This window comes from uncultured Corynebacterium sp. (assembly GCF_945649885.1).
Lineage (GTDB): Bacteria > Actinomycetota > Actinomycetes > Mycobacteriales > Mycobacteriaceae > Corynebacterium.
On record NZ_CALZFS010000079.1, the window covers coordinates 1 to 13,229 of the forward strand.

Annotated in this window: 13 protein-coding genes; all 13 read right to left on the bottom strand. The window is 58.4% G+C overall.

The genetic code is table 11. The features are described from left to right. Window positions 1–384: 384 nt before the first annotated feature. Window positions 385–1,650 carry a tyrosine--tRNA ligase gene (gene tyrS / locus Q0M74_RS09280; RefSeq protein ID WP_293953680.1) on the bottom strand — a complete coding sequence of 422 codons (1,266 nt, stop codon included), beginning with the start codon at window positions 1,648–1,650 and terminating at the stop codon, window positions 385–387. 38 nt (window positions 1,651–1,688) lie between these two features. Then, the gene (locus tag Q0M74_RS09285) at window positions 1,689–1,868 is read right to left on the bottom strand and encodes a Trm112 family protein (protein ID WP_293953682.1); all 180 of its coding nucleotides are present in this window, start codon (window positions 1,866–1,868) and stop codon (window positions 1,689–1,691) included. Between the two features lie 57 nt (window positions 1,869–1,925). Further along, window positions 1,926–2,591, bottom strand: coding sequence for a hypothetical protein (locus Q0M74_RS09290; protein ID WP_293953684.1), 666 nt, complete (start codon window positions 2,589–2,591; stop codon window positions 1,926–1,928). Continuing rightward, window positions 2,578–4,167 carry a VWA domain-containing protein gene (locus Q0M74_RS09295; RefSeq protein WP_366088125.1) on the bottom strand — a complete coding sequence of 530 codons (1,590 nt, stop codon included), beginning with the start codon at window positions 4,165–4,167 and terminating at the stop codon, window positions 2,578–2,580. The genes Q0M74_RS09290 and Q0M74_RS09295 overlap by 14 nt, the downstream gene beginning before the upstream one ends. Beyond that, a complete protein-coding gene (locus Q0M74_RS09300; protein ID WP_293953686.1) occupies window positions 4,164–5,171 on the bottom strand; it encodes a hypothetical protein in 1,008 nt (335 codons plus the stop codon). Before Q0M74_RS09300 ends, Q0M74_RS09295 begins: the two co-directional genes overlap by 4 nt. A gap of 272 nt (window positions 5,172–5,443) precedes the next feature. After that, window positions 5,444–6,067 carry an NAD(P)-dependent oxidoreductase gene (locus tag Q0M74_RS09305; protein ID WP_293953688.1) on the bottom strand — a complete coding sequence of 208 codons (624 nt, stop codon included), beginning with the start codon at window positions 6,065–6,067 and terminating at the stop codon, window positions 5,444–5,446. Between the two features lie 215 nt (window positions 6,068–6,282). Next, entirely contained in the window at window positions 6,283–7,716 is a 1,434-nt protein-coding gene (gene argH / locus Q0M74_RS09310; protein ID WP_293953690.1) for an argininosuccinate lyase, read from the bottom strand. A 130-nt stretch (window positions 7,717–7,846) separates the two neighbouring features. Continuing rightward, window positions 7,847–9,052: an argininosuccinate synthase gene (locus Q0M74_RS09315; RefSeq protein ID WP_293953692.1), complete on the bottom strand. Its 1,206-nt coding sequence runs from the start codon at window positions 9,050–9,052 to the stop codon at window positions 7,847–7,849. 161 nt (window positions 9,053–9,213) lie between these two features. Continuing rightward, the gene (locus Q0M74_RS09320) at window positions 9,214–9,738 is read right to left on the bottom strand and encodes an arginine repressor (RefSeq protein WP_293953704.1); all 525 of its coding nucleotides are present in this window, start codon (window positions 9,736–9,738) and stop codon (window positions 9,214–9,216) included. Between the two features lie 16 nt (window positions 9,739–9,754). Next, a complete protein-coding gene (argF, locus tag Q0M74_RS09325) occupies window positions 9,755–10,711 on the bottom strand; it encodes an ornithine carbamoyltransferase (protein WP_293953694.1) in 957 nt (318 codons plus the stop codon). Window positions 10,712–10,736: 25 nt separating this feature from the next. Further along, complete coding sequence (locus tag Q0M74_RS09330) at window positions 10,737–11,945, bottom strand: acetylornithine transaminase (RefSeq protein ID WP_293953696.1); 1,209 nt, start codon at window positions 11,943–11,945, stop codon at window positions 10,737–10,739. Then, the gene (gene argB, locus Q0M74_RS09335) at window positions 11,942–12,904 is read right to left on the bottom strand and encodes an acetylglutamate kinase (protein ID WP_293953698.1); all 963 of its coding nucleotides are present in this window, start codon (window positions 12,902–12,904) and stop codon (window positions 11,942–11,944) included. Before argB ends, Q0M74_RS09330 begins: the two co-directional genes overlap by 4 nt. 32 nt (window positions 12,905–12,936) lie before the next feature. Continuing rightward, window positions 12,937–13,229: bifunctional ornithine acetyltransferase/N-acetylglutamate synthase (locus tag Q0M74_RS09340; RefSeq protein ID WP_293953700.1), on the bottom strand; the 293-nt coding region annotated here is incomplete at its 5' end.

The following is a 13,229-nucleotide window of genomic DNA, read 5'->3' on the forward strand; positions in this document are numbered from 1 at the left end:
CGACAAACAAAAAATAAATGGCACACTATTGAGTTCTCAAACAACATTCGCACACTGATCAGGGTTAATCTTTTGGTTGATTTCCATTCTCAGCGACTGGAGATTCACTCTAGTAACTCCCGCTTGGGAAGTCAACTTGGATTTAATCTCCGTGTCACCTCGATTAACTTTCGCTTCCTTGTTGGGAAGTTCTAGCGGCTCGCTGCGACTTGAACTAATCTACACAGACTCTCCAGATGCCACAACTCTGCAGGTCAACACCGGTTTTAGCCTGCAACACCGAGAATAAACTGATCTCGACATCGATAAGCATCGGAAAAGCACTGCTAAACGCACAAGGCCGGACTCCCCATAGATGGGAAGTCCGGCCTTGTTCTTGTTTATTTAGTTGATCTTCACGCCGGCAAAGTTCTTCTTACCCTTGCGCAGCACCAACCAGGTGCCATGGAGCAGATCAGATTCAGATGGCTCCCAATCATCTTCAGTGATGCGCTCGTTATTAACGTAGGCGCCACCTTCTGAGATGGTGCGTCGTGCAGCACCGCGGGAATCAACCAGGCCAGAGGCGATGAGCAGATCCACAATGCTACGTGGCTCCCCTGCCGTGATCTCAGCAACTTCGGTTTCAGAAACAGAAGCCGCCAGAGTGTTTTCATCCAGGTCGCGCAGTTCTGCACGGCCGAAGAGTGCCTGTGCTGCAAGTTCCACAGCGGTGGTTGCTTCTTCACCGTGAACCAGGTTGGTCATTTCGCGAGCGAGACGGCGCTGTGCTTCACGCTTGAATGGGCGCTCGGCAACCTCAACCTCGAGCTCAGCCAGTTCTTCCTGGGTGAGGAAGGTGAACCAACGCAGGTAACGGATGACATCGGCGTCAGCTGCGTTGATGAAGTACTGGTACCAGCTGTATGGGCTGGTCATCTCAGGATCCAGCCACAGGGAACCGCCACCGGTGGACTTACCGAACTTCTTGCCCTCGGAGTCGGTGACCAGTGGGACAGTGATGCCGTGGACCGACTTGCCCTGGACACGACGGTTGAGGTCAACACCGGAAACGATGTTGCCCCACTGATCGCCGCCGCCGACCTGGAGGGTGCAATCAAAGCGCTTGTTCAGCTCAACGTAGTCGTTGGCCTGCAGCAGCATGTAGGAAAACTCCGTGTAGGAGATGCCATCCGATTCCAGGCGGCGCTTGACGGTATCGCGCGCCAGCATGGTGTTCAGTGGGAAGTGCTTGCCCACATCACGTAGGAAGGTGACCACGGACATGTTGTTGGTCCACTCGGCGTTGTTGACCAGACGGGCTGCGTGCTCGCCCTCGAAATCAACGAAGCGGCTGAGCTGGTCAGAGATTCTTCCGGCCCACTCGGCAACCGTGTCGGCGGAGTTCATGCTGCGCTCACCCACATCACGTGGGTCACCGATCATTCCGGTCGCGCCACCTGCGAGCACGATCGGGTTGTGGCCAGCCTGCTGGAAACGGCGCAGCATGAGCAGTGGCACCAGATGACCTGCGTGCAGGGAGGGACCGGTCGGGTCGAAACCGCAGTACAGGGTGATCGGAGCCTGGGTGGATTCGCGCAGTGCGTCGATATCGGTGGACTGGTTGATCAGTCCGCGCCAGTTGAGCTCGTCAATGATATTGGTGGTCATGGTGTTTTTAGAGTTGTCTTTCTTTAAAGGGGAAGTTCTTATTGTGAAGGGGTCCACTCGGTGGCTTCATCGATCAGGAGGACGGGGATCCCGTCATCGATGCGATAGGCCAGTCCGAGGCGTTCATTGACCAGGAGCTGTTCGCTCTCCAGATATCGCAGTGGGCCCTTGTCCTTGGGGCAGGCCAGGACTTCAAGAAGCTTCGGATCAAGACTCATAAGGGATATCCTACTTGGCTCACCTCGAGGCTCAGCATTGAGGCCTATTCCCCTGCTTTAGAGCGCCCCACTCCCCTTTTCTCCGGCCTTTCCAGCAGATTCAGGGTTCTCATCCAGGGGCAGCTTCCCGAACTGCATGTGCAGGATCCGGTTGTGATCCTCCAGGTTGTTGAGGCCTATCTCCGTGATGACCTGATAGATGCTGTCAGCTTCAGCCTGCAGCAGCTTGAGCGATTGCACCATATCCTCCACAGCGCGCGGGTTCTTGAAGTCCGGGATCTTCAGGTAGGTATCCACCAGTGAGGGGATGTAGTCCAGAATCATGGACCGCACCGTCACCTGGTATTCCGGGAAGTCCACTAGGCGCTCCCAGTGATCCAGCACCATGTTCAGGGCATCATCCAATTGGATGACTGCCTCATGAACAATCCAGGGAACCTTATTATCTGACAATTTACCCGCCTGACGCCCCATGACCTTTCGCAGCTCCTGGGGTGCTGCATGTCGTGGCGGTGCCTGCAGTTGCGCCGGTAGCTCTTCTGCTTGCCTGCGTGGGGTCAGCAGTGCTCCCGCACCATATCCGGCCACAGCAACCACCGGCCAGAGGATTCCCAGTCCCGCCACCAAGTGGATGATGATGACCAGGATGGCCAGTGTCATACCCACGATGTTCTTGCGGGAGGTGAAGAAGCTGCTGCTTTTTGAGGAATTACTGGTAGGCACGGATCTCCTTGAAGGCTTCATCGAGGTCACCGTCAATGGCACCAAAGGTGTGCCCACCAGTCAGTGCTGCCAGATTCTCCATCTCAGTGACATTTGCTTCCCCGTAGAGGATGACAAAGACAGGGATGCGCTTCTTCTCTGTTGGTAGCTCTGCGTAGTACTGCTGGAACTCCAGGAAATTTGGCCTGTCAGTGAGCTCCCCATCTGTCATCAGCACAATCGATGGAATATAGGCACCAGTCTCTGCCTCATCCAGGGCCTGCATCAGTGCCCTATATATGCCGGTGCCACCGTGAGCCACCAGTTCATCAATGCCGTCGGCAAGCTGCTGCCGGTTGGGTCCACCAATCTGGTCAACCGTGGTGGAGATTGTTTCTGCAGGCACCCAGTCAAAGGGAATGATATTAACTTTTTCACGGCGTCGCAGTGACACATCACCGGTAAGCGAGTTGGCCTGCCCCGTGATCAGCTCATTCATGGTGGTTTTCAGGGAGCCCAGACGTGGCCCCTCCATGGAACCGGAGGTGTCCAGTACAAAGGTGGTGTTACCAGGAACCCGTAGCTCATTATTGTAGGCAGCCACCAGCGCATCGGTGATCTGCCGTTCTCCTGGGAAGGGCTGTTCAATGATGAAGGCGTCTTGCAGTTCCTCAGGCAGGGGTACCGTGGTATCCACAGGGCGTCGGTAGGTGTTCGTGAGAACCTCGGGGTGATCTTCGATCCACTCCCTCAGTTCCCGTATCTGAGCTGCTGTCTCATCGTCCGCTGCAGCAAGTGCGGACAGTGGGTAGTCCGCGCTGACCACACCATCTGCGGGAACAACCATCCACAGATCCGCATTGTCTTCTTCATTGACCGTATGTAGAACAGATTCATAGTTGATCAGTGCATTGGCACGATCCGGGTCTGAGATGAAGGCATCCTTCAGCCATCCTGAGGATCCGGAGGTGACTGTCTGGCCGGAGAGAAACGCCTGGAGCTCCCGGGTGACATCATCCACATCATCTAGTGTCAGCGCCTGGCCGGTGTCAGCGTAGGCGGTGGACACCGATACCAGTGCGGAGAAACCTGAGTTGGAGGTGGAGGGGTCAGTCATGCCGAAGGTGAGCTGGCCACTGGCTGCAGCAGACCCGATCTCCGCCCAGGTCGGCTGGTGGCTATGCCAACCCAGGTGCATGGCGTGGCGATAATCCACACCGAGAACCACCGGCGAGGTGGCGATCTTGGTGGTTTCCCCGAGTTTTCCGGAGGCTCCAATCAGATCCACATAACGGTTGGTGGCAAACCAGGTGGCGTCATAATCCTCATCGAATTCACCCTGTTTGAGCTTTTCACTGTTTTCTAATGTGCCTCCGGGAAAGTCGAGTTCAATGGGGAAACCCAGTTCTTCTGAAGCCTGTTCGACTGCTGGGACGAGATCTTCTAGTTCTGTCGCTGCCACGATGCGGAGCGCCTCCCTATCTGCGCCCTCTCCTGTTGCGGCATCCTCACCGGTATCTGTTGAAGTACTGGAGCAACCTGCGATGACCACGGTGGACATCACCAGGGTGGACAGGGTGAGTAGTTTCCTGATCACTGGTCTTCCTCCTCGAAGGGTGGGAGTGGGCTGTAGCTGGCGGAGACGCGTTCGATGAGTTGTTCCAGGATGTCGTAATCCGGTGGGTCCACGGCCAGAACATTCGCCGGTGTTTCATATTCCAGATTGAGTTCAGCCATGGTTTCAGTGAATACCTGGCTGTTCTGGGGCCGAAAGCCGTGCACTGCTGCCAGTTTCTGCAGCTCTTCATCCTCTGCGAGCAACCGTCCGATCTCCGCGCCTTCGTCGGTCAGCCCCACCACGGTGTGCTTGGTGATAACCGTTGGGTAGGGATACGCCAGCACCATGGAATCCCCTGCGGCAATCTGAGTGTCTTCCTGCGCAAGTTCATTCAGGAACTGTGCCTCATAGATGACCGCCATGGGTTTGGACCCCATGCCCTGGGAGAGATAATCCGCAAAGGGGCCGGCTGAGGTGGATTCGGTATAGCCCTGGCCGAGGAAGAAAGGGCCGAGCTCCGGGGCGATTCCATCAACCTGGGTGTCACTGCCCACTACCGAGCCTTCTGCCACAGCCCAGGAAAGCAGTGAGAGGTACATGGCTGCCGAATTGGAGGTACGCACATCAGTGGAAGACATCTGCACCTGACCTGGTGAGGGGAAGTCATCCCCCAGGTCCCGCCAGCGGATGTCTTCCTGCGCCAGGGTGATATACGCTTCCATGTCCACGTACCAGTGTCCACCTTCTGTACGGGCAACATCTGCCCGTTCCAGCATGTGCAGGATGGGACCCCAGGTGGCAATGGTGATCGGCGAGTTGAATGGGGTGAACTCGCCGGTGGATTCCACTGTTTCCAGAATCTTCTGTGCCGCCGGCGCTGAGGAGGGGAAGGCCAGATCAAAATCAGAGAGGTCTAATTCTGTGGCAATTCTTCTGGATCCAGCAGTGGTCACCTGGACGTCATAGCCATGATCAGCCAGCACTTCCCTGACCTTTGGGTCCTCAAAGAAATCACGTTTCTCAGAGCCAATCACCGCCTTCACGGTTATCGGATCCTCTGGGCTGGACTCTTCTGAATCCCCAGCTGCCCCAAATCCGAGAACACTGAATGTCCCTCTCCCCACCAGGACTGCCATCACAGCAATGAACAGCAGGATGATCCCCAGAAAGACAGAAACACCCCTGCCCCGAGTCTTCTCAGAATTTCCAGAGGTGCCATTCATAGCCTGATGATAAAAGCGACTGAGCAGCTCCGCAACAGCTCAGGAAAATGCTTAAGTGGCCGGTTACACCCGGCTACTTAAACATCATGCTTCTATGCGTCTGCGACGGTGAAACGGGTCCGCAGGTAGGTCGGTTTCTCCATCTCATCAAGGGCTGCCGCAGCAAAGGTTCCAGTACTGACCTTCTCACCTGCAGGTTCATCATCAGCAAGGACATAGGAGTCGGTCTGCTCGCCTGGGTAGATCTCTGGGGACGGTGCCAGCATGACCCAGTCCAGCTGCTCTTCTGATTCGCGGTAGTTGTTGAGAATCTCAACGAAGCTGCGTGGTTCCGCGCCGTACTCCTCCGGGATGACACCGGCGTCGACGAGCAGGGTGCCATCTGACATCTGCAGGCCACCTGCACCACCGATGATGAAGATGCGCGCCTCCGGCTGTGCGACGATCAGAGCCGCATGGGCTTTGATCACCGGGGCATAATCACCGGTTTCCCGACCACCGGGTACGGAGAACACCAGGACATCTGATTCTTCAGCCAGCTTCATGATGGCTTCCGTATCGTTAATCTCCAGCGCACGGTAGGTCACGCCTGCGATGGGGTCGGTGACATCTCCACTGCGGTTGGTACCGATGACCTCATGTCCACGCTTAACTGCTTCGCGGGCAATATCCTGCCCGACCATTCCTGTTGCGCCGATGATGCTGATTCTGCTCATATCCCTATCCTCCACCAAAAATTAGTTGACGTGTCAATAAATAGTTTAGTGCCTACCCGCCCTCAAAGTAAAGGCCTCAACCCCCTGAGTGTCGGACCGGCACCAGCACAAAGTTTCGTCACAGTGTTGATGTATGGACCCTGTCGTTAGCTGGGGAAAGTAAAAAATTCCTGGTTTCACACAAGATGCATGAAATCAGGAATCAGGTGAATGCTTTAGCTGCGCACCGGGGTGTTGGCCCAGGAGCGGTGATCCGCACTGGCCTGTGTCACGCGTTCACGCTGCTCGGCAACGCGGACACCGGCGGTTCCGCCACGGGTGACACGTGATGCCACGGCACCTTCGATGGTGAGAACCTCACGTACTGCAGGGGTCAGGCGGGAGTCCACGCCGGCCAGTTCTTCATCGGTGAGGTCAATCAGGCCCACTCCCCTGTTTTCAGCGATGCGGACGCAGGCACCGGAAGCCTCATGAGCCTCACGGAATGGCACTCCTTCACGGACCATCCACTCTGCCAGGTCGGTGGCCAGGGTGAAGCCAGCTGGTGCCAGTTCACGCATGCGCTCGGTGTTGAAGGTCAGGGTGGAGATCAGGCCGGTCATCGCGGGCAGCAGCAGGTTCAGCTGTGCCACGGAGTCCACGATGGGTTCCTTGTCTTCCTGCAGGTCACGGTTGTAGGCCAGTGGCTGTGCCTTCAGGGTGGCCAGCAGGCCTGTCAGGTTGCCGATCAGGCGTCCGGACTTACCACGGGTCAGTTCTGCCACGTCAGGGTTCTTCTTCTGTGGCATGATGGATGATCCGGTGGACCAGGCATCAGCCAGAACGATGTAGCTGAATTCCGGGGTGCACCATGCGATGATCTCCTCAGCCAGGCGGGACATGTCCACGGAGATCTGTGCCAGAACAAAGGCGGTCTCAGAAGCGAAGTCACGGGAGGAAGTCGCATCGATGGAGTTATCGGCGGCAGAATCAAAACCGAGTTCTTCCGCGATGGCCTCCGGGTTGAGCTGTAGGGAGGATCCTGCCAGCGCTCCGGAACCATAAGGGGAAACCGCAAGGCGCTTGTCCAGGTCGCGGATGCGCTCGATGTCACGCAGCAGTGGCTGTGCGTGTGCGAGAAGCTGGTGTGCCAGCAGGACTGGCTGTGCTGCCTGGAAGTGGGTCTTGCCCGGCATGATCGCCTCCGGGTGGGCTGCTGCCTGGGCGGTGAGGGCGTCGACAAGCTCGGTAACACCGATCGCGATATCGCGCACGGCGTCGCGGACCCACATGCGAAACAGTGTTGCCACCTGGTCATTGCGGGAACGTCCCGCACGCAGGCGCCCGCCGACCTCTGGGCCGACGCGGTCGATCAGACCACGTTCCATGGCGCCGTGGACATCCTCATCGGATGGGACTGGGCCGAAGTCACCAGAGGCGACGTCGCGTCCCAGCTGGTCCAGGCCTTCGAGCATGGTGTCCAGATCAGCGTCGCTGAGCAGGCCAGCGGAGTGCAGGACCTTCGCGTGGGCCTTGGAGGCCAGCACATCATAAGGGGCGAGCACCCAGTCAAAATGGGTGGACACACTCAGGGCGAACATCGCCTCGGAGGGGCCACCGGAGAAACGGCCGCCCCAGAGAGCGCCTTCGTTGGTTCCGTGCTTTTCCACGCGTTGATCCTTTACTTTCGGTCTTTATCAAAAATCTCTACAGGGGTTCTTGCGCATGCGGGGTGGTACAGCGCTTCTCAACGCCGCACCACCCCGCATGTTCCTACTCAGTCACTAAATCAAGACTGTATTAATTGTCGCCGGCCTCGCGGTCGCGCTTGTTGGCGATCTTGGAGGACAGGCCGTGCAGCTGGACGAAGCCCTTTGCCGCGGTCTGGTCGAAGGTGTCGCCGGTGTCGTAGGTGGCCAGGTTGAAGTCGTAGAGGGAGGAACCGGAACGACGGCCGTTGATGGTGATCTTGCCTGCATGCAGGACGAGGCGGATGTCGCCGGAGACGTGCTCCTGGGTGGACTCGATGAAGGCGTCCAGGGAGCGCTTCAGTGGGCCGAACCACAGGCCGTCGTAGACCTCTTCGGACCAGCGGGCGTCGATGCCGCGCTTGTAACGGGCCAGCTCACGCTCGATGGTGACGTCTTCCATCGCCTCGTGTGCGGTGATGAGGATCATGGCACCCGGTGCTTCATAGATCTCGCGGGACTTGATGCCCACGAGGCGGTCCTCAACCATGTCCAGACGGCCGACACCCTGTGCACCGCCACGACGGTTAAGCTCCTCGATGGCTTCCAGCATGGTGACTGGACGGCCGTCGATGGCAACTGGCTTACCGGATTTGAAGGTGATGATCAGTTCATCTGGTGCGTTGCCCAGTGCTGGATCCTCGGTGTAGGCGTAGAGATCCTTGGTTGGTGGGTTCCACAGGTCCTCGAGGAAACCGGTCTCGATCGCGCGGCCCCAGACGTTCTGGTCGATGGAGAACGGAGATGCTGCGGACTGCTCGATGGGAACGTTGTTCTCTTCGGCGAATTCGATGGCCTTGTCACGGGTCCACGCGTAGTCACGCGCAGGTGCGATGATCTCCAGGTTTGGATCCATGTCCATGAAACCGACCTCGAAGCGGACCTGGTCGTTGCCCTTACCGGTGCAACCGTGGGAGACGTGGGTGCCACCGTGTTCCTTGGCTGCCTCGACGAGGTGCTTGACGATCAGCGGACGGGAGATGGCAGATACCAGTGGGTACTGCTTCATGTACATGCCGTTGGCCTTGATGGTCGGGAGGCAGTATTCCTCGGCGAACTCATCACGGGCATCGATGACGATGGACTCAACTGCACCACAGTCAAGTGCACGCTGACGGACGGACTCCATGTCCTCGCCACCCTGACCGAGGTCCAGGGAAACTGCGACAACTTCGCCGCCGGTCATCTTGGACAGGTATGGGATGGCCACGGAGGTGTCCAGGCCGCCTGAGTACGCAAGTACGACACGATTGGTCATGTGTTTTCTAGCTCCTTTAAATAAACAATTGTTTAAAGTGTGAAATTATCCTTCCAGGAAATGCCGCAGTCATGAGCAGCAACCACTCCCTGGAGTGAGTTTGTTTAGCAGATCCCGGCACGATACAGCGCGATTTATCAACCGCCCTATATCTTACCTTCCTACCTGTTGGCGCCTGAACGCCTACCCAGCAGTTCGCCGAGCTCCTTGCCCGTCATCGGATCACGGGCAAGGACGAAGACGGTGTCATCGCCGGCGATGGTGCCCACGACCTCCTGCATTCCCACCCGGTCAATGAAGCTGGCCAGGTACTGTGCAGCACCCGGGGGTGTGCGCAGCATGGCGATGTTCCCGGAGTGGTCCGTGGAAACCAGCAGTTCATCAAGCATGCGTCGCAGTTTCTCCTGCGGACCACGCAGATCTTCAGGCACGGTATTGTCCACCCTTCCGATCGCGTAGAAGGCACGTCCGCGGTCGGGACGAACCTTGCGGGCACCCAGTTCATCCAGATCACGGGACAACGTGGCCTGGGTGATATCGATGCCCTCATCCAGCAGCAGCTCGGAGAGCTGGACCTGGCTGGTCACACGCTGACGGTCCAGGATCTGGACGATCAGAGCCTGGCGTGCCGTGCGGGTCACCGTTGCCGGGGACTGTGGCGTGCTTATCGACGCATCACTGTTCATCATGGGTTCCATGTCCTTAAGCTGGTTGGTTCTCCAGAAGCCACACCAGCAGTGCCTTCTGTGCATGCAAGCGGTTTTCCGCCTCATCGAAGACGCGGGATGCCGGGCCATCGATGACAGAGGCTGATACCTCATTGCCACGGTAGGCCGGCAGACAGTGCAGGAAAATCGCCTCATCATTGGCTCGCGCCATGACTTCATCATTGACCTGGTAGGGCACGAATGGGGTGGTACGATCCACGCCATCGTTTTCCATGCCCATGGAGACCCAGGTGTCGGTGATGACAACGTCGGCGCCGGCAACCTCGTCAAGGCTGTCAGTGACAGTGACGGTGGCACCGGTTTCAGCACCGCGCACCTTCGCACGCTCCACGAACTCCTGCTTCGGCTGGAAGTCAGCTGGCGCGATGATGGAGATGTCCATGCCGGCGGTGGCAAAGCCGATCATGTAGGAGTTGGCCATGTTGTTATCTCCATCGCCTAGGTAGACAGCCTTCTTACCCTTGAGGCCGGCAGGGCCTTCTTCCGGGCAGAGGTTCTCAATGACGGTCTGCAGGTCTGCCAGGATCTGGCAGGGGTGTAGGTCATCGGTCAGGGCGTTGACGATGGGTACGGTGGCGGTTTCTGCCATGTCGGTCAGGTTGGACTGGGCGTAGGTACGCCAGACAATGGCTTCGACGAAACGGGAGAGCACCGCACCGGTGTCCTGCAGGGTCTCGCCCTTACCCATCTGGGAGCTGCCGGAATCCACCACGATGGCATGGCCACCCAGGTGTGCGATGCCAGCGTCGAAGGAGAAGCGGGTTCGGGTGGAGGTCTTGTCAAAGAGTACCGCCACAGACAGTGGACCCTCCAGCGGACGCTTGGACAGGGGTGCCTGCTTCAGCTCAGCCGCCAGTGCGAGTACCTCCGCTTGCTCTGCTGGAGTGAGGTCATCGTCGGCCAGGAAGTGGCGGACATTGGGGTTTGTCATGTCTCTAACCTTGTTTCTCTGTATCTTAAGCGTTCAGTTCAGCAAGTACCGCGGCGATGCCCTTAACCGATGCGGCGATCTCCTCATCGGTGATCACCAGCGGTGGGGTCAGGCGGATGATATCGACTGCTGGGGCGTTGAGGATCAGACCATGTTCAAAGCCTTTGGACACAGCATCCTTGGCCACCGCCTTGTCCAGAACCACACCGAGCATGAGGCCGCGACCACGGACTTCCGCCACGCCAGGGATCTCAAGCAGCTGATCCACAAAGCTCTGTCCCTTGCGTGTGACCTCAGCGCAGAAGTCCTCGTCCACCACGGACAGCACTGCACGTGCTGCCGCAGCGGAGATTGGGTTTCCACCGAAGGTGGTGCCGTGCTTGCCAGGCCCGAAGAGCTTCGCCGCATCACCGGTGGCCAGGCAGGCACCTATGGGCAGTCCGCCACCCAGGCCCTTGGCCATGGTCACCACATCAGGCTTGACACCCTCATGCTGGTGTGCGAAGAAGTCACCGGTGCGGCCGATGCCGGTCTGGACCTCATCGACGATGAAGAGCAGGCCGTGCTTGTCACAGAGTTCACGCACGCCCTTGAGAAAGCCTTCCGGTGCCGGGATCACGCCGGTTTCGCCCTGGATCGGCTCCAGGATGATGGCTGCGGTGTCAGTCGGATCTGCCTCCACCAGGGTGGTCAGGTAATCAAGGTCACCATAAGGGTAGAACTCCACGCCACTGGGCAGTGGTGCGAAAGGTGTGCGCTTATCCGGTTGTCCAGTCAGTGCCAGGGAACCCATGGTGCGTCCGTGGAAACCGTTGACGGCTGCCAGGATGCGATGGCGCCCGGTCAGGCGCGCCAGCTTGAAGGCTGCCTCATTGGCTTCGGCACCGGAGTTGCAGAAGAACACCTGGGTGGATGCGGCAGTGGTGGCGTCGTTAAGCGCAAAACGCTCTACCAGTTCTGCAGCGACCTCCACGACGGGACGGGTGGCGAAGAGGTTGGACACGTGCCCGATCTGGCTGAGCTGGGTGGTCACTGCCTCGATGATGGCCGGGTGTGCGTGACCGAGTGCGTTGACCGCGATGCCGGCGAGCAGGTCGATGTAGACCTTGCCGCCATTGTCGGTGACTGTGGAGCCCTTACCGGAGACCAGTTCCACCGGCGGGGTGCCGTAAGTGTTGAGGATGACCTGTGGCCAGCTGCTCAGCGTGTCATCTACCGAGTTGAGGTTCTTCATGCCCAGTTCTTCCCGTTCTGATTATCGATATTTCTGAATACGGTGCCCTCCGGGTAGTCATCCCGGTCATAGACATCTGGCAACACCATCGTGCCGATACCGCCCATGGTGAGCAGCTCCAAGAGCACGGAATGTGCGATGCGACCGTCAATGACGTGCGCGGCGCTGACTCCCCCACGCACGGCGTTCAGGCAGGATTCCATCTTCGGGATCATGCCGGAATCAAGGCCGGGGAGCAGACCATCGAGTTCGGTGGCGCTGATCTTGGAGACCAGGGAGCTCTTGTCCGGCCAGTCGGTGTAGAGGCCTTCGACGTTGGTGAGCACGAGCAAACGTTCCGCGCCGATGGCTGCTGCGAGGGCGCCGGCGGCGGTGTCGGCGTTGATGTTGTAGACCTGACCGTCCTCGCCTGGTGCAATCGTGGAGACCACGGGGATGCGACCGGCGTCGATGATGTCCATCAGTGAGGTCGCGTCAACGTCGACGATATTACCCACCAGACCAATGTCGGTGAGTTCGCCGTCAATGTCCACCAGACGCTTCTCGGCGGTGAATAATCCTGCATCTTCACCGGAGGTGCCCACTGCATAGGGGCCGTGGGAGTTGATGAGACCAACCAGGTCACGACCGACCTGGCCGAAGAGCACCATGCGGACGATTTCCATGACCTCAGGGGTGGTCACGCGGAAACCACCCTTGAACTCGCCCTCCAAGCCGACACGTTTGAGCATGTCGGAGATCTGAGGTCCGCCACCGTGGACGACCACGGGCTTGGCACCGACGGTGCGCAGGAACACCATGTCCGCTGCGAACGCAGCCTTGAGACTTTCATCCACCATGGCGTTGCCGCCGTATTTGACCACCACGATCTTGTCGCGGAAGTGCTGCAGCCAGGGCAGTGCCTCAGCGAGCACATGTGCGCGTTCTTCAGAGCCCAGGCTCTTGATCAGTTCATTCATCTTCTTCTCCCCGCGTGCTTGTCGACGTTTTTCTAGGTGCTGTACTCGGAGTTGATCTCCACATATGCGTAGCTGAGGTCGGTGGTGCGGACAGTTGCCTGTCCCTTGCCACCGGTGCCCAGATCAACGCGTACGGCGATATCAGCTCCAGAGAGATCCACCTCGCGGGCGCCCGGTGCGCCGGTGGAATCAAGGCACACAGCCTGATCATTGAAGAATACGGAGATGTGCTCCGGCTCCATATCCGCCTCAGCCATGCCGACTGCCGCCAGGACGCGTCCCCAGTTGGGGTCAGAACCGAACATCGCGCACTTGAAGAGGTTGT

Excerpts from the sequence above, each read along its gene's own strand:
- Q0M74_RS09305 (WP_293953688.1), bottom strand. The coding sequence starts at position 6,067 with ATGAGCAGAATCAGCATCATCGGCGCAACAGGAATGGTCGGGCAGGAT.
- Q0M74_RS09320 (WP_293953704.1), bottom strand. The coding sequence starts at position 9,738 with ATGAACAGTGATGCGTCGATAAGCACGCCACAGTCCCCGGCAACGGTG.
- Q0M74_RS09330 (WP_293953696.1), bottom strand. The coding sequence starts at position 11,945 with ATGAAGAACCTCAACTCGGTAGATGACACGCTGAGCAGCTGGCCACAG.
- Q0M74_RS09285 (WP_293953682.1), bottom strand. The coding sequence starts at position 1,868 with ATGAGTCTTGATCCGAAGCTTCTTGAAGTCCTGGCCTGCCCCAAGGAC.
- Q0M74_RS09315 (WP_293953692.1), bottom strand. The coding sequence starts at position 9,052 with ATGACCAATCGTGTCGTACTTGCGTACTCAGGCGGCCTGGACACCTCC.
- argF (WP_293953694.1), bottom strand. The coding sequence starts at position 10,711 with ATGACAAACCCCAATGTCCGCCACTTCCTGGCCGACGATGACCTCACT.
- argB (WP_293953698.1), bottom strand. The coding sequence starts at position 12,904 with ATGAATGAACTGATCAAGAGCCTGGGCTCTGAAGAACGCGCACATGTG.
- tyrS (WP_293953680.1), bottom strand. The coding sequence starts at position 1,650 with ATGACCACCAATATCATTGACGAGCTCAACTGGCGCGGACTGATCAAC.